Origin of the sequence: Hymenobacter glacieicola (genome assembly GCF_014640315.1) — a bacterium.
Lineage (GTDB): Bacteria > Bacteroidota > Bacteroidia > Cytophagales > Hymenobacteraceae > Hymenobacter > Hymenobacter glacieicola.
The window spans coordinates 396,604-420,209 of sequence record NZ_BMGS01000003.1; the positions used below are offsets into that span (position 1 = coordinate 396,604).

Annotated in this window: 14 protein-coding genes; 12 read left to right on the forward strand and 2 right to left on the reverse strand. The window is 58.3% G+C overall.

Features of this window, described 5'->3' with window-relative positions:
* Nucleotides 1-185 precede the first annotated feature (185 nt).
* The 9 genes from IEW18_RS07585 (at nt 186) to IEW18_RS07625 (ending at nt 13,074) form a co-directional block, all read left to right on the forward strand.
* Nucleotides 186-3,608 carry a DUF4175 family protein gene (locus IEW18_RS07585; RefSeq protein ID WP_188557230.1) on the forward strand — a complete coding sequence of 1,141 codons (3,423 nt, stop codon included), beginning with the start codon at nt 186-188 and terminating at the stop codon, nt 3,606-3,608.
* Nucleotides 3,609-3,657: 49 nt separating this feature from the next.
* Nucleotides 3,658-4,116, forward strand: a complete 459-nt coding sequence (locus IEW18_RS07590) for an ATP-binding protein (RefSeq protein ID WP_188557231.1) — start codon at nt 3,658-3,660, stop codon at nt 4,114-4,116.
* A 15-nt stretch (nt 4,117-4,131) separates the two neighbouring features.
* Nucleotides 4,132-4,620: an rRNA maturation RNase YbeY gene (gene ybeY / locus IEW18_RS07595; protein WP_188557232.1), complete on the forward strand. Its 489-nt coding sequence runs from the start codon at nt 4,132-4,134 to the stop codon at nt 4,618-4,620.
* A gap of 349 nt (nt 4,621-4,969) precedes the next feature.
* A complete protein-coding gene (locus IEW18_RS07600) occupies nt 4,970-5,698 on the forward strand; it encodes a GNAT family N-acetyltransferase (protein ID WP_229728634.1) in 729 nt (242 codons plus the stop codon).
* Nucleotides 5,699-6,033: 335 nt separating this feature from the next.
* Nucleotides 6,034-7,902 (forward strand): tRNA uridine-5-carboxymethylaminomethyl(34) synthesis enzyme MnmG, encoded by a 1,869-nt coding sequence (gene mnmG / locus IEW18_RS07605; RefSeq protein WP_188557233.1) that lies wholly within the window; start codon nt 6,034-6,036, stop codon nt 7,900-7,902.
* Nucleotides 7,903-8,076: 174 nt separating this feature from the next.
* On the forward strand, nt 8,077-9,009 hold the full coding sequence (locus IEW18_RS07610) for a class I SAM-dependent methyltransferase (protein WP_229728636.1): 933 nt from the start codon (nt 8,077-8,079) through the stop codon (nt 9,007-9,009).
* A 282-nt stretch (nt 9,010-9,291) separates the two neighbouring features.
* Nucleotides 9,292-10,917 carry an Ig-like domain-containing protein gene (locus tag IEW18_RS07615; RefSeq protein ID WP_188557234.1) on the forward strand — a complete coding sequence of 542 codons (1,626 nt, stop codon included), beginning with the start codon at nt 9,292-9,294 and terminating at the stop codon, nt 10,915-10,917.
* A gap of 1,118 nt (nt 10,918-12,035) precedes the next feature.
* Nucleotides 12,036-12,527: a DUF4385 domain-containing protein gene (locus IEW18_RS07620; protein WP_188557235.1), complete on the forward strand. Its 492-nt coding sequence runs from the start codon at nt 12,036-12,038 to the stop codon at nt 12,525-12,527.
* Nucleotides 12,528-12,573: 46 nt separating this feature from the next.
* Nucleotides 12,574-13,074 carry a hypothetical protein gene (locus IEW18_RS07625; protein ID WP_229728637.1) on the forward strand — a complete coding sequence of 167 codons (501 nt, stop codon included), beginning with the start codon at nt 12,574-12,576 and terminating at the stop codon, nt 13,072-13,074.
* A gap of 194 nt (nt 13,075-13,268) precedes the next feature.
* Here IEW18_RS07625 and IEW18_RS07630 read toward each other — a convergent pair whose 3' ends face one another.
* Nucleotides 13,269-14,675, reverse strand: a complete 1,407-nt coding sequence (locus tag IEW18_RS07630) for an inorganic phosphate transporter (RefSeq protein WP_188557236.1) — start codon at nt 14,673-14,675, stop codon at nt 13,269-13,271.
* Between the two features lie 359 nt (nt 14,676-15,034).
* Here IEW18_RS07630 and IEW18_RS07635 point away from each other — a divergent pair, with 359 nt between their 5' ends.
* Nucleotides 15,035-16,552 carry a glycine--tRNA ligase gene (locus IEW18_RS07635; protein WP_188557237.1) on the forward strand — a complete coding sequence of 506 codons (1,518 nt, stop codon included), beginning with the start codon at nt 15,035-15,037 and terminating at the stop codon, nt 16,550-16,552.
* Nucleotides 16,553-16,647: 95 nt separating this feature from the next.
* On the opposite strand, the gene IEW18_RS07640 is transcribed toward IEW18_RS07635, so the two are convergent.
* Entirely contained in the window at nt 16,648-16,998 is a 351-nt protein-coding gene (locus IEW18_RS07640; protein ID WP_188557238.1) for a hypothetical protein, read from the reverse strand.
* 294 nt (nt 16,999-17,292) lie between these two features.
* Here IEW18_RS07640 and IEW18_RS07645 point away from each other — a divergent pair, with 294 nt between their 5' ends.
* On the forward strand, nt 17,293-19,731 hold the full coding sequence (locus tag IEW18_RS07645) for an efflux RND transporter permease subunit (protein WP_188557239.1): 2,439 nt from the start codon (nt 17,293-17,295) through the stop codon (nt 19,729-19,731).
* A 134-nt stretch (nt 19,732-19,865) separates the two neighbouring features.
* A complete protein-coding gene (gene ileS, locus IEW18_RS07650) occupies nt 19,866-23,405 on the forward strand; it encodes an isoleucine--tRNA ligase (RefSeq protein WP_188557240.1) in 3,540 nt (1,179 codons plus the stop codon).
* Nucleotides 23,406-23,606 lie beyond the last annotated feature (201 nt).

Genomic DNA, 23,606 nt, shown 5'->3' on the forward strand with positions numbered 1-23,606 from the left:
GTCTGCTTCGGCGCAGTCCTCTCAAGGTGAGTTGATAGCGGAACCAGGGAGCAGGGCCGTGAAAGGCGGCTGCAAGCGCGCAGCCCTTCGTGTTTGCGGAACCTCTACTTGGTTCCGTGTGTAGGTACATGCAGCCGCCGGGCGAAATACGTATCTTTCCCAAGCCCATATGAGGCGGCAAACCTATGGTAGTGGAGAAAGACCGTGCAACGACTCGGGCCCTGGACGATGTACTGGCCCGCCTCGATGCTTTCAAGCGTAAGTTTTACCTGAGCCTACTGGTTCGCGGGGCCTTCGTGGCCGGTGGCCTGTTGCTCAGCTTATTCCTCATTTTCAACCTACTCGAATACTTCCTGTACCTGCCTACTTGGGTGAGGGCGGGGCTGTTGTTCGGGTTTGTAGCGGGCATGCTCTACGCGCTGGGCCGCTGGATCTGGCAGCCGCTGGCCGCTCTTACCAACCTGCGCCGCATGCTGAGCGATGAGCAGGCGGCCCGCCGGGTAGGGGAGCTGTTTCCGGAAGTGCAGGACAAGCTCCTGAACGCCCTGCAGCTGCGCGGGCAGGCCCAGGAAAACGCCCTGCTGGCCGCCAGCCTGGAGCAACGCGCCGGGCAGCTGCGCGGCGTCGAGTTTACCCAAGGAATCAACATTCAGGCCCAGACCAAGCCCCTGTGGAAGTACGTGGCCATTCCGGCCGCCGTGGTGGTGCTGGTGCTGCTGCTTTACCCCAGCCTGTTTGTGCAGGGTACCGAGCGGATTCTCAACTACGACCGGAAATACAGCCCGCCCGCGCCCTTCCGGTTCGTGGTGGAAAACAAGAACCTCACGGCCTTCAAGGGCGAAGACTACACGCTGAACGTAACGGTAGAAGGCGAAGCCCTGCCCAACGAAATCAGCATCGTATATGGCGGCCGGGAGCGGCACCTGATTCGCGAATCGGGTAACCGCTTCCGCTACGAGTTTCGGCAGCTGCGCGAAAATGTGGAGTTTCAGCTGGCGGCCGCCGGTTTTACCTCTTCGGAGTATGACCTGACGGTGAAGGCCCGGCCCAATTTGCGCGACTTTGCCGTGCGCGTTTCCTACCCGGCCTACCTCGGCAAGCCCGCCGAAACCATCCGTAACACCGGCAACCTCACCGTGCCCGAAGGCTCGGACCTGCGCTGGGAGTTTGCCACCGAAGCTACCGACCAACTCCAGCTACGCTTCCGCAGCCCCGACGAGGTAGTAACCGCTGCCCCCAACGACGAGCAGTTCCGGCTTTCCCGCCGCGCGATGCGCAGCCAGCAGTATTCGGTGCACCTGCGCAACGCCAACAGCCCCAACCGGGACCCCATTGAATACCAGCTTACCGTCATTCCGGACCAGGCGCCCGATGTGACGCTCGAAGCGTTTCAGGACACTACTTCCCTGCGCTACCTGGCCCTGGGCGGCAACGTGCGGGACGATTACGGCCTCTCGCGACTGCAGCTGCACTACCGGGTGCTGAGCAAGGCCCGCCCGAATGCTACCTACCAAACCCGCGCCCTACCCCTGGGCCGCGGCCCGAGCCAGAGCTACGCCTACCAGTGGGACGTGCGCCCCTTAAGCCTGCGTCCCGGCGACCGGCTGGAGTATTTCGTACAGGTGTGGGACAACGACGAGGTACACGGCCCAAAGTCGGCGCGCAGCCGCACCGCGGAGTTCCGCTTGCCCTCGCGCATGGAACTGCGCCAGCAGCTGGCTTCGCAGAGCCAGGCCGTGCAAAATCAGCTTAGCCAAGCTGCCCAGCAAAGCAAGAAGATGGAGCGGGAGCTAGCCAAGGCCGATGACAAGCTGAAGGTAAAGCGCGACCTGAACTTCCAGGACCGCAAGCAGCTGCGCGACATGCTGGACCAGAAGCAGCAGATGGACCAGGCCCTGGATGAGCTGAAGCGGCAGTTTGAGCAATTGCAGGAGCAGCAAAACCAGCTCGATCCGCAGAAAAACGAGGAGCTGGCCCAGAAAGCCGAGGAGCTGAAAAAGCTCATGGAAACCCTGCTCGACCCCGAAACCAAGAAGCTCTACGAGGAGCTGCAGAAGCTGCTGGAACAGCAGCAGGACCAAAACCAGCCTGACATGCAGAAGCTGCTCCAGCAGCTAGAAAACAAGGAGAACACCTTGCAGAAAGAGCTGGAGCGGGCCCTGGAAATGTTCAAGCAGCTGCAGTTTGAGCAGAAGCAGGACCAGGCCCTGGAAAAGCTGCAGCAGCTGGCCCAGGAGCAGCAGAAGCTGGCCGACGAAACCCAGAAGAACGACAAAAACTCGCCCCAGGCCCCGCAGGACAAAGACCAGCAGCAGCAAAAGCAGCAGGACCTGAAGCAGCAGCAAAGCGAACAGCAACAGAAGTTTGACGAGCTCAAGCAGGACCTCAAGGACATGAAGGAGCTGGACCAGCAGCTCGACGGCGAAAACGGCGCCGACGAGATGAAGCAGGAGCAGGAGCAGGTAGACGAGCAGCAGCAGGAAAGCCAGGAGCAGCTCGGCAAAAACCAAAACCAGAAAGCCAGCCAGAGCCAGAAGCAAGCCGCCCAGAAGATGCAGCAGATGGCCCAAAAGATGCAGCAGCAGATGAACGAGGAGGAGCAGGACCAGCAGCAGGAAAACATTGACGACCTGCGCGACATCTTGGAAAACCTGCTCAAGCTGAGCTTCGACGAGGAAAACCTGATGAAACAATTCCGCACCGTGGACCAGTCGGATCCGCGCTTTGTGCAGCTGGGCCAAACCCAGCGCAAGCTCAAAGACGACGCCCGCGTGGTGCAGGACTCACTGTATGCCCTGGCCAAGCGTGTGTTTCAGATCAAGTCCTTCGTGACCCGGGAGGTAGGCGAGATGAACGGGCGCATGGACGAGAGCCTCGACCAGATCCGGCAGCGCAACATCGGGCGGGCCACCAGCTCCCAGCAACTGGCCATGACCAGCATGAACAACCTGGCCCTGATGCTCAACGACGCCCTGCAGCAAATGCAGGAGCAGCAGCGCCAAAGCCAGAGCCAGCAGCAGCAGGGTGGGGGCAAGTCGGGCCGCAAAAAGAAGAAGGGCAGCTCGGCCGGGGAAGGCCAACTGGGCCGCATGCAGCAGCAGCTCAACCAGCAGATTCAGCAGCTCCAGCAGAGCGGCAAGCAGGGCCGTGCGCTGTCCGAGGAGCTGGCCAAGCTAGCCGGACAGCAGCAGATGCTCCGCCAGGCCATGCAGGAATTGGAGCGTATGCAGCAGAAAAACGGCGGCAAACCCGGAAACAACAAGGATGGCAAAGGCCAGGACGGGGCCGGCGGCCTCGGCGACGTGAAAAAAATGATGGAACAAACCGAAACCGACCTCGTAAACAAGCGGCTGACGGAGCAGACCATTATGCGCCAGCGCCAAATCCTGACTCGCTTGCTGGAGGCCGAGAAATCGGCCCGGGAGCGGGACCAGGACGAGAAGCGGGAAGCGCAGACCGCTCAGAACCGTCCGCCTGTGTTTCCGCCGGCGTTTCAGCAGTATAAGCGCCAGCAAAACCGGCAGACGGAGCTCCTCCGCACCGTGCCGCCGGCCCTCACGCCTTATTACCAGCGCGAGGTGAGTGAATATTTTCAGAAAATGAAGTAGCGTTCAGCTACTTTTACCGCCCCTACGCCGCCTTCCCCTTTCCATTCCTATGAAGCAGGTTAAAATTCAGATTCCTTCCCTGGTCGAGAACATCCGCGTGGTGGAGAGCTTTATCGACAACTCGAAGGATACATTTCACATCGAGGACGATATCTACGGCAACATCATGGTGGCCGTCACGGAGGCGGTAAACAACGCTATTCGCCACGGCAACAAGTTCGATAAAGACAAGAATGTATTTCTGTCTTTGTTCGTTGACCAAGACCGGGTAAAGTTTGAAATCGAGGACGAAGGCACTGGCTTTGACTACACCAACCTCATCGACCCAACGGCGCCCGAGAACCTGGAAAACCCCGGTGGCCGTGGCATCTTCCTGATCCGGCACCTGGCCGATGACGTGGAGTTCACCAAGGATGGCCGTAACGTGCAGCTAACCTTCATGCTGCCTACCCCTTCGGCCCCCGAGTCGGGTGCTACTATTAACGGCGCCGAAACCGCAATTCACTAGCCCGCTATTGCCCCTATGAGCGACCTGCCCACCGAGCAGCACGACGATCAGGAAGAGGATGACTTTGGCCGCGACGAGGGCCCGGGCATTGAGTTTCTGGTGGAAGATGTGGACTTTGAGCTGGCTGATGCCCAGGACCTTACCTCCTGGATTGAGCGCGTGGCTGAGGTGCACGAGCACGAAATCGTGCAGCTGACTTACATCTTCTGCTCCGATGAATACCTGCACAAGGTCAATCTAGAGTACCTGGAGCACGACACCTATACCGACGTCATCACCTTCGACAATGCCGACGACGCCGACATCATTGAGGGCGACATCTTTATTTCGGTGGAGCGGGTGCGGGAAAACGCCGTGCAGCTGGGCGTGCCATTCCGCGACGAGCTGCACCGGGTCATGATTCATGGCGTGTTGCACCTGCTGGGCTATGCTGATAAAGACTTGCTCAGTCAGACTGCTATGCGCAAGAAGGAAGATGACTGCCTGCTTCTGCGCACCTTCTAAAGAGGTAGCGTATACTGATTTACTGAAAACGCCCGCTGCACATGCGGGCGTTTTTGTGTGCCCCCGCCCGACGGGCGGGCTAGCTTCCTATCCGGAGTTTGGGACTTGTATGAGGGTAGGCGCATGGCCCTGTAAACGGCGCGTTTGGCGCAGCTAGTAAAGCAAAAACGTCGTTCCGAGCCCCGCGAGGAATCTCGCGTGCTGGCGTTGTAGTGGTAATCCAATATAAGCACGCGAGATTCCTCGCGGGGCTCGGAATGACCGTTTCTATTATTTATGCGGAGCTCGGCATACCTGTTCTTATTGGGCGGGTAACATTGCTTACTTACACACCCTAGTATCTTGCCGTATGGCTGCTACCCCTCCGCAACATCCTGTTATTCGAGGCGACGCGCTGGATTTTTACTTAAGCCAGGGCTATTACCGGATGCACCAGGACTTATTTACCTGCCGGTTTCTTCCTATCAATGACGACCTGTACACGGTGCACTGGCTGCGGCTGGAGCTGGTCACGGTGCACTACGGCCCGGCGCAGCGGCGGCTTCTGCGTCTCAATGAGCCGTTTGCCCTAACCATCCGGTCGTTCCAGCTCACCGACGAGTACGAGGCCCTTTATGCCCTTTACCGCGGCGCCATTGCGTTTGATGCGCCCGAAACGGTGGAAGCTTTCCTGCTGGCCGGCGCCGCGCACAACGTGTTCAGCACCTATATCATTGAGGTACGAGATAAAGGCCAGTTGATTGCCGCCGGCATCTTTGATAGCGGGGCCCGCAGTTTGGCCGGCATCATGAACTTCTACCATCCGGCCTACCGCAAATACAGCCTGGGTAAATACCTTATGCTGCTGAAAATTAACTACGCGCGTCAGCACCAGAAAACGTACTACTACCCCGGCTACCTGGTGCACGGCTACCCCAAGTTCGACTACAAGCTTTTCCCTTGCCTGACCGCTACCCAGGTGTTTGATGCCCTCAACGGGAGCTGGCTTCCCTTTGATTGGCAAACCGTGGCGGCTCACTCCGCGGAGCTGCTGACCGGCTGGCTCCCCGAGGACCTGGACGAGGCTACCTTCGGGTGAGTTGGGGCGCAGATACAGGTGATAATAGCCCGGAATCAAGCCAGTACGCCGTGCGGGTTCACGGCGCCATGAGCACGGAGTCACCTAAAAAAGCAGACGAGTGCCTATCTTTGCGCACGTTTTGAGCGGGTTGCGTCCGAAGTTCGGCGGCGCCTGGTCTGCTGACGGGCCTACCCGGATGCGGGTGGGTTCTGTTTGAGAAGCGGCGAACTTTCCCCCTTCTAGTTCCTGTTTCCATCCAACGGTAAAGGCCCCGCGGCGGCTACCCCCAGCGAAGTTTGAGGCAGCCGTCCGCAATCCGTGCCATTCGATAAATCCGTCTAAATCCGTGATTCATGTTTCAGCAAGAAGAGTACGACGTCATTGTAGTAGGAGCCGGCCACGCCGGGTGTGAGGCCGCCGCCGCCGCCGCCAACATGGGCTCCAAGGTTCTGCTCGTGACGATGAACATGAACACCATTGCCCAGATGTCGTGCAACCCGGCCATGGGCGGGGTGGCGAAGGGCCAGATTGTGCGCGAGGTGGACGCGCTGGGCGGGCAGTCGGGCATCATCACCGACAAAACCATGATTCAGTTCCGGATGCTGAACCGCTCGAAAGGCCCCGCCATGTGGAGCCCCCGGGCCCAGAGTGACCGGATGCGCTTTGCCGAAGAATGGCGCCTGACCCTGGAGCAAACCCTGAACGTGGACTTCTGGCAGGAAGCTGTGATGGGCATTCTGGTGGAAAATGACACAGTAGTGGGCGTGAAAACCCAGCTCGGCATTGAGTTCCGCGGCAAAGCCGTGGTGCTCACCAATGGTACCTTCCTCAACGGCCTTATCCACATCGGAGAGAAGCAGTTTGGGGGCGGCCGCGCCGCCGAGGGGCGCAGCACCGGCATCACGGAGCAGCTAAAAGAGCTGGGCTTTGAGGCCGGCCGCATGAAAACCGGCACCCCGCCCCGCGTGGACGGCCGCTCCCTGGATTATTCCAAAATGGAGGAGCAGGCCGGCGACGAGGTGCCCAGCAAATTCTCCTACCTCGATACGCCGGCCCTAACCAAGCAGCGCCCCTGCTACATCACCTACACCAACCCCGAGGTGCACGAAATCCTGAAGGAAGGCTTCGAGAAGTCGCCCATGTTTCAGGGCCGCATCAAGGGGCTGGGGCCGCGCTACTGCCCCTCGGTGGAGGACAAAATCAACCGCTTCGCCGACAAGGACCGCCACCAGATTTTTGTAGAACCCGAAGGATGGTCGACGGTGGAAGTGTACGTGAACGGCTTTTCGAGCAGCCTGCCCGAGGACGTGCAGTACCGCGCCCTGCGCAAAATTGCCGGCTTCGAGAATGCCAAGATGTTCCGCCCCGGCTACGCCATTGAGTACGACTTCTTCCCGCCCACCCAGCTGCACCTGACGCTGGAAACCAAGCGCATCCAGAACCTGTACTTCGCGGGCCAGATCAACGGCACCACGGGCTACGAGGAGGCCGCCTGCCAGGGCCTGATGGCCGGCATCAACGCCCACAACAAGGTGCACGGCAAGGAGCCGTTCATCCTGAAGCGGAGCGAAGCCTACATCGGGGTACTCATTGATGACTTGGTCAACAAAGGCACCGACGAGCCCTACCGCATGTTCACGAGCCGCGCCGAGCACCGCTTGCTGCTGCGCCAGGACAACGCTGACCTGCGCCTCACGCCCCTGGGCCATGCCCTGGGCCTGGCCTCCGACGAGCGGATGGAGTTGGTGCGCGAAAAGGAGCGCCAGACCCAGGAAGTAGCCAAGCTGCTGAAAAACTACTCCATCGAGCCCCAGGAAATCAACGACTGGCTGACGGAGCTGGGCTCAGCCACTATTTCTGAGAAGACGCGCGCCGTGAACCTGCTGCGCCGCCCCAACGTGGACCTGCCGGCCCTGGCCCGGGTGCTGCCCGGCCTGACGCTGGCCTTGGCGCCCTACGGCCCCGAAGCCCTGGAGCAGGCCGAAATTCTGGTGAAGTACGAGTCCTACCTCGTGAAAGAACACCAGCAGGCGGCCCGGGTGCAGGAGCTGGAAAACTTCCAGATTCGGGGCCGCCTTGACTACCAGGCCATGCCCGCCCTCTCGCACGAAGCCCGCGAAAAGCTGCTCAAGATTCAGCCCGAAACTCTGGGCCAAGCCTCGCGCATCAGCGGCGTTTCGCCAGCCGACGTGTCGGTGCTGATGGTGTACCTGGGCCGGTAAGCAGGCGCCTACCCTAGCAAGCAAGCCCGTCATCGGATGACGGGCTTGCGTTTGTAGTGGCAGTATGGTTTATAGTTCTATCGTTGTTGCCTGACAGCTGCCACGAATTCTCCGTGAATTTGTGGCAGCTTCGTTTTGTACCTTCGCCAGCGGGAGCAATTGGGCTTAGGCCCAATGTCAGCTTCCGCTAATCAAATTAATCAGCGCAAATCAGTGGTGTACGAGCGTTTGGAGAAGTGCCCAGTGTGTGGCAAAACGGAGTTTCGCAACAAGCTGGTCGTTGAGGATAAGTCGGTCAGCAAAGAGAGTTTTGCCATTCAGCAGTGCGCAGCCTGCTCGTTTCAGTTCACTAATCCCCGGCCCGACGCCGACCACATTGGCCGCTACTACGAGTCGGAGGAGTACGTGTCGCACAACAGTGGGGCGGGAGGGGTTATCAACCAGGCCTACAAGGTGGCTCGCTTCTTTACCATGCGCCGCAAGGTAGGGCTGGTAAACAAGCTGGCGCCGCGCAAAGGCCGCCTCTTCGATTATGGCTGCGGCACGGGGCACTTTCTGGCCGCGGCCAAAAGCAACGGCTGGCAGGTAGCCGGCTGGGAGCCCAACCCGCGGGCCCGCCAGGATGCCGCCCAGCGCGTGGGCCAGCCCCTGGACCTGGACAACCTGGCCCAGCTGCCCGCCGACTCCTTCGAGGCCATTACGCTCTGGCACGTGCTGGAACACGTTCATGAGCTGAACGATACTTTGCAGCAGCTCATTCGGTTGTTGAAGCCCGACGGCGTGTTCATCATTGCCGTGCCCAACGTCGACAGCCTCGATGCCCAGCACTACCGCCAGGACTGGGCCGCCTACGATGTGCCGCGCCACCTCTACCATTTCAGCCCTAAAACCATGACCCAGCTGCTTAAAAAGCACAAAATGCAGGTCAAGGAAGTGCTACCCATGCCCCTGGATGCCTACTACGTGAGCATGCTCAGCGAAAAACACCGCGCCGAGCGGGGCGGCGGCATGTTAACCGTACTCAAGGCGGGCTACCAGTCGAACCGCTACGCCGCCAGCCACGAAGGCCAGTACTCCAGCCTGATTTACGTCTCCCAGAAGCGCTAGGCTAGCCGGTGGGGTAGGGGAGAGGCTACTCCGTTGTTTTTAAGAACGTTGTCATTCCGAGCCGGGCGAAGAATTTGGGTTACGCACGAGAGGCTAGCCCCAATTCCTCATCCGGCTCGGAATGACAGTTTTTGGCCGTTCCAGCGTTGTGCATTGTACCTTCGATTTCCTGCTGCGGCCTGCGGCAGGCATACGGCCTGTTCTGCGGTAAGTGCGCTACCCCGCGGGAAACCTTAAGCCGCGTACTCTCTATTCTTCGCAAAATCCGCGCTTCTCTTTTCCATGACTCTACCTGCCCGAGCGAGTATCTATCTGTTATTAACGGCTGCCGCGGGCCTGGGGGGCTGCGCGGCCATCAGCTCCCCAGAGGGCGGCGCCCGCGACACGACCCCGCCCAAGTTGGTTGGTACCATTCCCGCCAATGGAGCCCGCAACGTAACGGGGCAGTCGGTGCGGCTGGAGTTTTCGGAGCAGGTGCAGCTGAAGGACCTGCAGAAAAACCTGATTGTGGCCCCGGTGCTCGGCGAGAAGGACACCTATAAAATTCGGGAAGACCGCTCGGCTATTACCCTGACCTTCGACCGGCCCTTCGCTCCAAACACGACCTATTCGTTTAACTTCGGCAACTCCATCAGCGACATTACCGAAAGCAACCCAGCCCAGAAAGTAGTGTTGAGCTTCAGCACCGGGGCCCGCCTCGATTCCGGCTCGGTGCGGGGGGTAGTGCGCGACCTGCTCACGGGCCAGCCCACCGAAAACACGGCCGTGGTGTTATATCCGGAGGCAGATACGGCCAACATCCGGCGGGGCCGCCCCTACTACCTGGCCCGCACCGATAAACAGGGCGGCTTTGAGCTGCAAAACTTAAAGGAAGGCCGCTACCGGGCGTTTGCGCTGGCCGATAAAAACCAGAGCAACCGTTACGAGGAAGGCGAAAAAATTGGCTACCTCCCCGACCTGCTCACGGTGCGCCCGGGCCTGGATAGCCTGCAGTTCCTGCTTACCCGCCCCGATGCCCGTCGCCCCTTGGTGACTACCCAGAAAACCAACCCAACGGACTTTCGCATCAGCTTTAACGAGGGCGTGGAGCGCGTAACGTTGGCGCCCCTGGGGGCAGCAGTTGCTTCGCCGGCCCTGAATGAGGCTGTGCAGCTCGCGGAAAAAGGCCGGACGGTGCTGCTTTACCGCACTCCGGCTCTCACGGAAGGTCGCTACCTGCTCGCTTCTACCGATAGTGCCGGCAACGTCGGCCGCGACACCATCAACGTGCGGTTCCAGGGCAACCCGCCCGCCCGGCGCGGGGCGGCGTACTCCGTGGAGGGTAGCCCGCGGGAAGTGTACCGGCAGGGCCAGGTGAAGTTTGTATTTACCGAGCCCGTGCGCCTGGCGCCCAACAAGCCCATCGGTACGCTGGTTGAGGACTCCCTGAAGCGGCGGCCGCTCCGCCTACCCCAGGACGGTACCCTCAGCCCCGACCGAACTACGCTGGCCCTGAACCTGAACACCAACGCCCGCAAAACCGTCATGTTTCTACTCGACAGCACGGTTATCAGCAGCATCACTGGGCAGCGGCTGGGCCTGAAGCCCCTGCGCCTGCGCGTTTCCGAGCAGACTGCTACGGGCACCCTGAGCGGGCCCTTGCAAACCAAGGCCACCCGCTACTGGGTGCAGCTACTAGAAGCCAACGGCCAAGTAGTTACTACCCTTAACAGCCCGCGGGGTACGTACCGGTTCGACAACCTGCAGCCAGGTACCTACCGGGTGCGGGTGCTGATTGACACCAACCAGGACGGGCGCTGGCAGGGCGGCGACCCGCAGCTGCGCCTGCCGCCGGAGCCCGTGTATCTGCTGCCCAAATCCATCCAGGTCCGCTCCAACTTCGATAACGTCGAAACGCTTAGTTTCTAAATCAGCCCATAGTCTTTGAACTCCAACGCCCAATTCCGAAGCCGGAATTGGGCGTTGTTGTATACGGCTGGCACCAGTTGCTCTTGGTTAAGTGCCGGGCTTGCGGGCAGACCTCGCCGCCGCTAGGAACACCTCGGGGTGGCTAGGCCTGCCGAAATCGTGCTTTCAGCTATATAGGATTCGGCCTGAGTAGATATCCACAGGTCGAATGTGGGCTTACGGGCCGGGGTGGCATTTTTCGCACCAGGTTGATTTGCAATCCACATAGTTTTCCACGGCTTTAGACCTAGCACGCATAATCTGTGGATAATAGTGGGGAAACCTGAGGATAACCCGTGGAGAACTTGCGGAAAAGTTTTTTTGGATGGGGCAGGCTCACAACAGCACCTTGGCGCAGTGCAAAGCCGGTGGATAAGGGTGGATAACTATCCCCCGAAAATCACACAATCCACAGCGGGGTGTGGATGTGAATTGTGGATTTGTGTACAAGCTATGTGGATTGTTAAAAACTAATACAAAATTCTTATAATCAATTACTTAATATCAACATACCCTGTTGATAGACGGTGCATAACTGAGTTCTTGTGCACATGTTATCCCCGGTGTGCATAACCTCATTTTCTTATCCACTTATACACAGCCCTAACGACGGATAACAAAAGAGAATTTATTTAAAGAAGACTTTTAAAAGTTATTAACCCTGTGGAAAAGCGAGCCGGGGCATCCATTTTCATGTTCACGTGCAGAGGTGCAAAACAGGTAGGCCAAGACCCGAGCAACTGAGCCGTGCAGAAGTTACCTCGGCTTCCAAAACCGGACGGGAGTTTGGGGCCACCTGCTAAAGGTCAGTGGTGTCCTTCCGCTAAGTAGGCGTGCTTACGAGTTAATAGCAGGATGAGCCCGCCGGTAGCTTGGCACTACGCAAAGGAAAAATTTGGGCATTAGGCCCGGTGGAAAATCAGAGCGTGAGTGTAGTCAGTGTTTATAATCAGATAGTTATCCACCGAAAAGCAGCGTTTATCCACAGGGCTTCTTGCGCTAGTGGAAAACATGCAGCCTCTAAGCCTAATGTGGCGTATAGAAAGGCCCATCCTCCCGCAAGCGTTCTGCTTCTTCTTATGCCGTTCGACTACACCCTGGATTTTCGAACCGTTGATTTCCGCCAGCACCCGGAACTATACCGCGTGGGCAAAGGCGAACAAGGCGTGCTACTGGTGCAACCTTACAAGGGTGAGATTTTGCCCTACTGGCGCTTCCGCACGCCGGAACTGGCCCGGGAGTCGTCGGAGCAGATTTACGCGCTGTTTGAGGCGTATCTGGAGAAACACGATTTCGTGGGAGCCGACATGGCTCGCAAGTTCCTGCAGATGGGCTTTACCCGCGCCCGGCGCTACGCCAACCACAAAGGCGGCAAAAAGTACGATGGCCCCGTGCCCGACGACAAAAAAGGCCAGAGCGGTGCCCACGGCCGGCCAGAGCTGCCTCGGGCCGAGGAAGACCCCCTAAAGGCCGAAGCTGCCGCCATCTTTAAGCGCAAGTGGGACGAGGCCAAGCTCCACCCCCGCTACGTGCAACAGCGGGCCGAATTTGAGGCCCGGTACGGCAAATGACCCTCGAGAACCCCTACCTTTACTTTCCCTGAACCCATCTTCACTCTTGAACCCACTAACGGCTATGCAGACACCAGCCCAATCCTCCAGCACCGACGAAAACGAAATTACCCTCGGCATCGGCATGGGGCCGCTTAAGTTTGGCGCCTCCATGGACGAGGTACGCGCCCTGATGGGTGAGCCCGAAGAGATTGAGGAGTCGGAAGACGACGATGAGTTTGAGCACCAGGCCTGGAACTACCTCGAAGAAGGCTACTCCCTCTACTTCGACCGGGAAGATGACTACCGCCTGAGCTGCATTGAAACCGACCACCCCGGCATTCGCCTCTACGGGGAAGCCATTCATGGCAAGAGCCCGGAGGAAATCCAGGCCCTGATGAAGCGCCACGGACACGAGCAGAGCGAAGTCGAGAAAATGGACACTGGCGAGATGCGCCTATCCTACGAAAAGGAAATGATTGACCTCTACTTCGACGAGGAGCAGTTGCAGTTTGTCAACTTCGGCGTGTTTATCAACGACGATTTAGAGGTGCAGTGGCCCGCTTAGCTTAGAGTTATCCACAAAAACGAAGAAAATTCGTGTGGATAAGTTGATAAGATGCTCATTGCTGGGAGTTTTCAACAGACTATCCCAATTTGAGAGCTAAAAAGAATAGCAAGTAAAAGCACTGACGCTCAACCTGAAAACAAAAAAGCCACTCCGGTTAGAGAGTGGCTTTTTTGTTTTATTCCAGGATATGCTTAGGAAGGCATAATGGCTCGGAACAGCAAAAACAAACCGCCCGACAGGGCCATAGTTACCGGTAGGGTTAGCACCCAGGCCAGGGCAATGTTGCGTACCATCTGGGGGTTCAGGTTCTTAATGCCGCGGTTGGCTACCATGGAACCCGCAATGGCGGAGGATAGCACGTGGGTAGTGGAGGCCGGCAAACCCAGCTGCGTGTTGGCCCCAATCATAAGGGCAGCAATCAACTCCGAGGAAGCGCCCTGAGCGTAGGTCAGGTGCTCCTTGCCAATACGCTCGCCAATGGTTTTCACGATGCGCTGCCAGCCAATCATGGTGCCCAGGCCCAGCGATACGCTGACGGCCACCAGCACTTGCCAGGGCGCGTAATCGGTAAAGCCTTTCATGTTAGTAAGGCCCGCGCTGAGCGTTTCCCGGTCGGTGGTGCTCATGCTTACCTTTTCGCTACCCAGTACGGTTTTGGCCTGGTTGCCCAGCAGCAGAATGGCCTTCCGGATTTCAAAGCGGGCGTTTTGTGGAAGCTGGGCTACCTGAGTTTTGCCGGCGAAGATGCTGTCCAGGGAGTTGGTTTGCACCTTAATGTTAGCTACTGCTTCCCGGTCTTTGGCGCTCAGCTCGGAGGTATTCACCTTCTGCATTACCTGCTCAATCTTCACCAGCGAATCGCGCATGTCCAGGGGGTTCTTGCTGTGGTCGAGGGCGAAGAAGGTCGGCACAATACCAATCAGCACCAGCATAATCAACCCCACGCCTTTCTGCCCGTCGTTGGAGCCGTGGAAGTAGCTTACCAGGGTGCAGGTAGCAATAAGAATCAGTCGGATCCAGAGGGGTGGTGGCTTGCGCTTGTGGGGTTCCTTAAAGATGGCCTTGTTGCGAACAAAACGCTTGAGCAGAAACATCATAATAATGGTCAGCGAGAAGCCGAACAGCGGACCCGTGAGCAGGGCTACCCCCGTTTCGCCGGCCTTGCTCCAGTTTACGGCCGCGTTATCGGAGCCAGGCAGAAAGCTGAAAGCTATGCCCACGCCCAGAATAGACCCAATCAGGGCGTGCGAAGAGGACGAGGGCAGGCCGTAGTACCAGGTGCCCACGTTCCAGATGATGGCCCCCAGAATCAGGGCGCCTACCATGGCAATGCCGTGGTATACATTCTGATCCACGAGGCTCTGCACTGGCAGCAGGTACACAATGCCCATGGCCACGGCAATACCGCCCGTCAGTACGCCCAGAAAATTCCAGAACGCCGACCAGATAACGGCCACCCAGGGCCGCAGGGTGTTGGTGTAGATAACCGTGGCCACGGCGTTGGCCGTGTCGTGGAAACCGTTGACAAATTCAAACGCGCAAGCTGCTACCAGACAGGCAACGAGCAGCAGTAGCACATGAGGCTCTAAGCCAAACATAAGGGGGGGATTGGTGAAGATTCAGTTTCGGTAACCAAAGGTAGGACCGCCCTAAGGGGGCGCAAGATTATGAAATTGTTACCGGACCGACCGGTTATGCCTTATTGAGCCGCTAAACGCAGGAAGTTGTTACGGGTTAGGGTGGAGGAGCTGAAGCACAGTAAATTATTGACAGGCAGAGCTTCCGCGGTATTTGTGCGGGGTAGGGTAGGCAGCAAGCTAAAGCTTCTGCTACTTTTGCCGCTGAAGTAGTTGCCATCCTGAGCGCAGCCGGGAATCTGCATGGTGGGGGCTAGTCCTTACCAAATTGCCTGCTCCGCTCAGAACAATAGGCCTATTCTATTAAACTTCCTTCCCTTATGAGCAACGAGCAGAAACCCGCCGCCACGGCCGAAAGCACCCTGGCCGATATTGTGTCGCACGCCAAGGAGTACGGCTTCGTATTCCCTTCCTCGGAAATCTACGACGGCCTGGCCGCCGTGTACGACTACGGCCCCAACGGCGTGGAGCTCAAGAACAACCTCAAGCAGCTCTGGTGGCGGGCCATGACCCAGCTCAACCAGAACGTGGTGGGTATCGACGCGGCCATCTTCATGCACCCGCTCACTTGGAAAGCCTCTGGCCACGTCGACGGCTTCTCGGACCCCATGATTGACAACCTCGACAGCAAGAAGCGCTACCGCGCCGATGTGCTGCTCGAAGAAAAAGCCGCTGAGTACGAAAACGCCGGCGACCAGGTCCGCGCCGACGCTCTGCTGGCCGAAATGGGCCGTCTGCTCACGGCCGAAGACCTGGCCGGCGTCAAGCAGCTTATCCTTGAGGAGAAGATTCTCTGCCCAGTTTCCAAAACCGGCAACTGGACCGATGTGCGCCAGTTCAACTTGATGTTCAGCACGCAGGTAGGGGCCGTGGCCGATGATTCCAGCAAGATTTACCTGCGCCCGGAAACGGCCCAGGGCATCTTCGTCAACTTCCTGAACGTGCAGAAATCGGCGCGGCAGAAGGTGCCGTTTGGTATTGCCCAAATTGGCAAGGCCTTCCGCAACGAGATTGTGGCCCGCCAGTTCATCTTCCGCATGCGGGAGTTTGAGCAGATGGAAATGCAATTCTTCGTGCGCCCCGGCACCGAGGGCGAGTGGTACCAGACCTGGAAGGAAACCCGCCGCCGCTGGCACGAGGCCCTGGGCCTGCCCGCCGACAAGCTCCGCTTCCACGACCACGACAAGCTGGCCCACTACGCCAAGGCCGCCGTCGACATCGAGTTTGAGTTTCCCTTCGGCTTCAAGGAAATCGAGGGCATCCACTCCCGCTCCGACTTCGACCTGACCCAGCACCAGAACCTGAGCCGGAAGAAGCAGCAGTACTTCGACAACGACCTCAACCCCGAAACCGGTAAGCCCTACGGCAACTACGTGCCCTACGTGGTGGAAACCTCCGTGGGCGCCGACCGTCTGTTCCTGGCTACCCTCTGCCAGGCCTACCAGGAGGAAACCATTACGGAAGGCGAGGGCGAGAAGCAGCAAACCAAAACCCGTAAGCTCCTACGTCTGCATCCGGCCGTAGCGCCCATTAAGGCCGCTATATTCCCGCTGGTGAAAAAAGACGGTCTGCCCGACAAGGCCAACGAAATCTACAACAGCCTGCGCCACGACTTCCGGCTGGTGGTGGAAGAGAAGGACTCCATTGGCACGCGCTACACCCGCCAGGACCTCATCGGTACCCCCTTCTGCATTGCCGTCGACCACCAGACCCTGGAGGATAACACCGTGACCGTGCGTCACCGTGACTCCCGTGAGCAAACCCGTATGCCCATTGCCGAGCTGCGCAGCTACATTGGGGAGGCCGTGAGCTTCTCGCGCATTTTCGAGAAACTATAGCGCACTGCTGATCAGACAGCCTTACAACTCAAACAGGCCGCCGGATTGCTCCGGCGGCCTGTTTAGTTAAAAGATATTGGCTGGCAACTTCTGCGTTAGTTCTCGCTAAGCCACTGGGTAGCGTCGCGGCGGGAGGTAAAGTAGTTGAACTCTACCTGGGAAGGAGGCAGGCTAGCCGAGGCAATTGAATTACCAACCTGGTACTGGTACTGGCCTTCCGATACGACGGCGGCAATATACAAGGGCCGCTGCAGGTGGCTGGGCAGGATGGTGGTTAGAGGCTGGAGTAAAGCATCCGCTTCGTCGGTGGGAGGAGCGTTTCGTTTCAGATCCAGCAGTAGCTTGTCCACGTTCTGGGCAAGCATTTCTTTCAACGCCCGGTGGTAAGCCTCCCCAAAGGAGCCCGACAACTGAGCAGCATTGTAGCTCAGGTGTAAGGTGTCCAAGAGTGAGTTATACGTCAGCGACGCATCAGGGGAATTGTACAATGTCATTGTAATGAGAAAATATCAACAAAGCGCGGAAAAGTGCAATTTTTTATTGCCGCAACGCCTTGAAGTGCGACTCTTTACGATATATAGTGCATAAAATGTTCCCTATATTCAGAAGAAAAAATGAGTTTGTCAATCACACAGTACTATTTGATTCGCTACCAATACTCAGGATGGGGGTTGTTTACTAACTGAGGCTCACCGCATACCTGCCCAGGGTTGCGTACCTTTGCTGCATTTTAGCAGCCTATGTGGAGAAACCTCGCCCTATTCGTCATCAAGAACCGACGCTTGCTTGTTGGGCTGTTGGCCGTTATTACGGTGTTTATGGCCTGGGAAGCCCGCAAGGTGCAGATGACCTACGATTTTGCCCAGGTTGTGTCGCCCGACGACCCGGACATGGTCTACTTCCAGCAGTTCAAGCAAACCTTCGGCGAGGATGGCAACGTGCTGGTGCTGGGCATGCAAGACAGCTCGGTGTACCAGCTCGGCAACTTCAACGAGCTGCGTACCCTCACGGATACGCTCAGCAAAGTAGAGGGCGTCAACGGGATTCTGGGCGTGACGCGCCTGCCCCGGTTGGTGAAAGACACGGCTAGCCAAACCTTTCGGGCCGAGCCCATCTTCCGCAACTTCCCCCGCACCCAACTCGAGCTGGACTCCCTGATGCGGGTAGTAAATTCCCAGGAGTTCTACAAAGGCCAGCTGATTTCGCCGAGCACCGGAGCCACGCTGCTGGCCCTGACCATGGACCCGAAGTACCTGAACTCCAGCCGGCGCGAAGCCGTGATGCAGGAAATACTAGGCCACGCCGAGCGGTTTCAGCAGAAGACCGGCATCCGGATGCACTACGCCGGCCTGCCCTACGTGCGGGCCACGATGACCACCAAGGTAGCCTCGGAAATGAAGCTGTTCGTGGCCCTGACCATTGTGATGATGGCCGTAACCCTGCTCATGTTCTTCCGGACGTGGTCGGCGGTGGTGTTTCCCCTATTGATTGTGCTGATTGTAGTGACTTGGTGCATTGGCTCCATGGTGCTGCTGGGCTACAAGATCAACCTGCTCACGGGCCTGATTCCGAGCATCATCATCGTTATCGGCATCCCGAACTGCACCTACCTGCTGAGCCGCTACCACTACGACTACCGCAAATCCGGCAACCAGGTGCTGGCCATGGCGCGGGTAGTGCGCAAGATTGGGTTGGTGACGCTCATGAACAACACTACCACGGCCATTGGCTTCGTGGTGTTTTGCTTTACCAACATTGCCATTCTGTTCCAGTTTGGGCTGGTGGCTACCGTCAATATTTTCGTGGCGTTTGCGGTGTCATTCATTCTGATGCCCATCATCTTCACCATTCTGCCGCCGCCTACCCCCAAGCAGCTGGAGCACCTCGAAGCCAAGCCCCTGACCAAGCTGCTGGAGTTCTTCGACTACCTCGTGCTGGAGCGCCGGCGCACCGTGTACCTGACGGCCCTGGCCCTGATGGTGCTGGCTTCGTTTGGGGTAATGAAGGTGAAATCGGTGAGCTACATGGTCGATGATCTGCCCAAGGATTCGTCGGTAAACTCCGATTTGAAGTTTTTCGAGCAGCACTTCAACGGCGTCATGCCCTTGGAAATGGTGGTAGATACGGGCCGCCCCAAGGGCCTACTGAAGCTCAAGAACCTGGAGCGGATTGACCGCCTCGAGAACTTCCTGCGCACCCAGCCCGTGCTTACTACCCCCGTGAGCGTGGTTACCTTTTTGAAGGCTTCAACCCAGGCCTTCTATAACGGCAGCCCCGAGTTTTACCGCCTACCCGATAACTCCGAGAAGAACTACGTGTTCAGCTACCTGGCCCACTCCCAGTCCACGGAGGGCACGGAAGGCCAGCTGACCAGCAAGCTGCTGCGCTCCTTCACTGACAGCACCATGCAGCGGGCGCGCATCTCCCTGAAGATTGCCGACGTAGGCTCCCATAACCTCGATACGCTGGTTAACAACCGCATCAAGCCCGAAATCAACCGGATTTTCAAGGGCACCGACATGAAAGTGAAGCTGACTGGCACCACCATCATCTTCACCAAGGGCAACGAATACCTGATTGGTACGCTCAAGGAAAGCCTGGTTATTGCCTTTGTGCTGGTGGGGCTGGTGGTGCTGATCTTGTTCCGCAGCGTGCGGGCGGTGGCGTTTACCCTGCTACCCAACTTCTTCACCTTGCTGCTCACGGGTGGTATTATGGGCTACTTTGGCATTCCGCTCAAGCCCAGCACCGCCCTGATTTTCAGCATTGCCCTGGGCATTGACGGCGACAACTCCATTCACCTGCTAGCCAAATTCCGGCAGGAAATGGCCGCCAACGGCCGCCGCGTAAAGGCCGCCATCAGCACCACGCTTTCGGAGGCCGGTACCAGCATGATTTACACCAGCATTGTGCTGTTTCTGGGCTTTTCGGTGTTTGCCTTCTCGGAGTTCGGCGGCACCAAGGCCCTGGGCCTCTTGATGTCGGCCAGCCTGCTCATCACCAATTTCTCCAACCTGATTCTGTTGCCCTGCCTGCTGGTTACCTTCGAGCACGGCAAGGACGAGAACGTCATCAACCAGTCGGGCATCAAGCACTACGACGATAACTACCACGAGGAAGATGACGACTTGGAACTCAACCTTAATCGGATGCAGCGGCAGCCCAAACTGAACGGATAAATCCATCATATTCCACCGTCCTGCTGAGCCTGCCGACGCATCTTTACCGCTTCGGTCTCACTACTAAGTTATTCTGAGGCAGAGATGCGTCGGCAGACTTAGCAGGACGTTCTGATACAACGACCCTCCCCACAATGAACTACCCCGAATACAAGCAGCCGCTCAACTACGGCCAGGTCGGCACCGATATCCTGGCGTGGTGGAAGCAGAACGGCATCTTTGAGAAAAGCGTGAGCACCCGCGAGGGGCAGCCCACCTTCGTGTTTTACGAAGGTCCGCCTTCGGCCAACGGCGCCCCCGGCATTCACCACGTCATGGCCCGGACGGTAAAGGACATCTTCTGCCGCTACCAGACCCTGCTGGGCAAGCAGGTAAACCGCAAAGGCGGCTGGGACACCCACGGCCTGCCCATTGAGCTGCAGGTAGAAAAAGAGCTGGGTATCACGAAGGAGGACATCGGCAAGAAAATCAGCATCGAGGACTACAACCAGCGCTGCCGCGAGACCGTGATGCGCTTCAAAGCCCAGTGGGACGACCTCACCGAGAAAATGGGCTACTGGGTAGACCTTGACGACCCCTACATCACCTTCGAGCCCGAGTACATCGAGAGCTGCTGGGCCCTGCTCAAGAAGCTCTACGACAAGGGCTTGCTCTACAAAGGCTACACCATTCAGCCCTACTCCCCGGCCGCCGGCACCGGCCTGAGCAGCCACGAGCTCAACCAGCCCGGCACCTACCGCGACGTAAAGGATACGACCATCGTGGCCCAGTTCAAGGTAAAGCGCGATGAGAAGTCGGAGAAGCTGTTTGCGGCGGTTAAGAATAGCCTACCACAAAAGTGGCACAGACTTGATGGTGACGGCCCAATTCCGGCGAACTTCTCTGAAGATATTGTCAGTGAGCTTGATGAGAGTACGGAAGTCTTTATCCTAGCTTGGACAACAACGCCGTGGACTTTGCCTGCTAACACCGGTTTGGCAGTCGGCAAAAACATTCCTTACGTACTGATTTCAACGTTTAATCCCTATACCGGTAAGCCCATCCACGTAGTATTAGCAGAGGCACTAGTAGATAAATACTTTGCTAAAAAGAACGAGGTAACTTCATGGAAAGGCTATGCTTTTTCGACTGGTAAAGAACAACCCTGGTACATTCAAAGCCACTTCACCGGCGCTGACCTGGTAGGCATTCGCTACGAGCGGCTGTTCGGGCAGGACAAGGGTTTCCCGGCCTTTGAAGGGGAGGAGCGCGCCTTCCGCGTGATTCCCGGCGACTTCGTGACGACGGAGGACGGAACCGGCATCGTGCACATTTCGCCCACGTTTGGCGCCGACGACTTCCGGGCCGCTCAGCAGGCGGATATTCCGGCCCTGATTGTGATGGACGCCGAGGGCAAGCCCACGCCCATCGTGGACCGCACCGGTCGCTACGTGCCTCAGATGGGCGAATTTGGCGGCCGCTGGGTGAAAAACTACGACGGCCACGACCAGAGCGGTGCCGACTACAAGACCCTGGACGAAAGCATTGCCATCCGCATGAAAGGCGACGGCACAGCCTTCAAAGTAGAGAAGTACGAGCACACCTACCCCCACTGCTGGCGCACCGACAAGCCCGTACTGTACTACCCCCTGGACTCCTGGTTTATCAAGACCACGGCGGTAAAAGACCGGCTCATCGAGCTCAACAAAACCATCAACTGGCAGCCGGCCAGCACCGGCACCGGCCGCTTCGGCAACTGGCTGGAAAACCTCGTAGACTGGAACCTGAGCCGCTCCCGCTACTGGGGCACGCCCCTGCCCATCTGGCGCACCCAGGACGGCTCGGAGGAAATCTGTATTGGCTCCATCGAGCAGCTCGTCGCCGAAATCGACAAGGCCGTGGCCGCTGAGGTGATGACCTACAACCCCTACCAAAAGGTTGATGGCGCCTGGGTAATGGCCGATAACTCTTCCGAGCAGCCAACAGCGAAAATCGACCTGCACCGGCCCTACGTGGACGACATCTTCCTGGTGTCGCCCTCGGGCCAGCCCATGTACCGCGAAACCGACCTCATCGACGTGTGGTTTGACAGCGGCGCCATGCCTTACGCCCAGTGGCACTACCCCCTGGAAAACGGCACCCAGTTCCAGAAGAATTTCCCGGCCGATTTCATTGCCGAAGGCGTGGACCAGACCCGCGGCTGGTTCTTTACCCTGCACGCCCTGGCCGTGATGCTGGAGGACTCGGTAGCTTACAAAAACGTGATGGCCAACGGCCTGGTGCTGGACAAGAACGGCAACAAGATGAGCAAGCGCCTCGGCAACGCCATCGACCCGTTCCAGACCATCACCCAATTCGGCCCCGACGCCACGCGCTGGTACATGATTGCCAACGCCCAGCCCTGGGACAACCTCAAGTTCGACCTGAACGGCATCACGGAGGTGCAGCGCCGCTTCTTCGGTACCCTGTTCAACACCTACTCGTTCTACGCCCTCTACGCCAACCTCGACGGCTTCCAGGCCCGCGAGTTTGATCGGGTGCCGCACGCGGAGCTAACCGAGTTGGACCGTTGGATTCTGAGCAAGCTTCAGTCGCTGATCCTGGAAGTGCGCGGCCATTATGACGCCTACGACCCCACGAAGGCCGCCCGCGCCATCCAGGATTTCGTGACCGATCAGCTTTCCAACTGGCACGTGCGCCTCTCGCGCCGCCGTTTCTGGAAGGGCGAGCTGACTCAGGATAAGAAGGCCGCCTACGAAACTCTGCAGGAATGTCTGGTAGTCGTGGCCCAGCTCATGGCGCCCATTGCGCCCTTCTTCGCCGAGTGGCTCTACCAGAACATGACTGACGGCATGCGCGCCGAAGCCATCGAGCGGAATACGCCGCTAGCTCCCGAATCCATCCACCTCACCTTGCTGGTAGAGGCGGAAACAAACCGCATCGACAAGGCCCTGGAGGAGCGCATGGAGCTGGCCCAGCGCATTTCCTCGCTCACGCACTCCCTGCGCAAGAAGTCGGTGTTGAAGGTGCGCCAGCCCCTGCAGCGCATTCTGGTGCCGGTACTTAACGACACGACCCGCGAGCAGGTAGGCAAGGTAGAGGACCTGATTTGCGCCGAAGTGAACGTGAAGCACGTGGAGTTCCTCGACGACACCAGCGGCGTGCTGGTAAAGTCGGTGAAGCCCAACTTCAAGCGCCTTGGCCAGCAGTACGGCCCCAAGCTGAAAGCCGTGGGAGCCCGCATTCAGCAGATGACGGCCGAGGAAATCAGCACCCTTGAAAAGACCGGCCAGCTGGCCGTGGAAGTTGAAGGGCAGCCGATTACCCTAGCCCCCGACGACGTAGAAATCCGCACCGACGATTTGCCCGGCTGGCTCGTAGCCACCGACGGCCCCCTCACGGTAGCCCTCGACGTGACCCTAACCGACGAGCTGCGCCAGGAAGGCGTGGCCCGCGAGCTGGTGAACCGCCTCCAGAACCTGCGCAAAGACAGCGGCCTGGAGGTACAGGACAAAATCCGGGTAACCCTGGGCCAGCAGCCCGAGCTGGAAGCCGCCGTGCAATCTTTCGGTGACTACATCCGAACCGAAGTGCAGGCCCTGGCCCTGAACTTCGCCCCGGAAATCAGCGGCGGCTCGGTGCTGGAGTTCGACGACTACAACGTGCCCGTGCAACTGGAAGTAGCCAACAGCTAATAGCCCAGATCAGTACTGAAGTCAAAAAGGCCGCGAAACATGCGTTTCGCGGCCTTTTTGTTTGCGCTGGTTATAACAAGACCGTCATGCTGAGCGCAGCCGAAGCATCTCTCCCGCTGACTACTTAACTGGCCTAGGACCGACTCAACGAAGCGGGAGAGATGCTTCGGCTGCGCTCAGCATGACGTTCCTAATAACGAT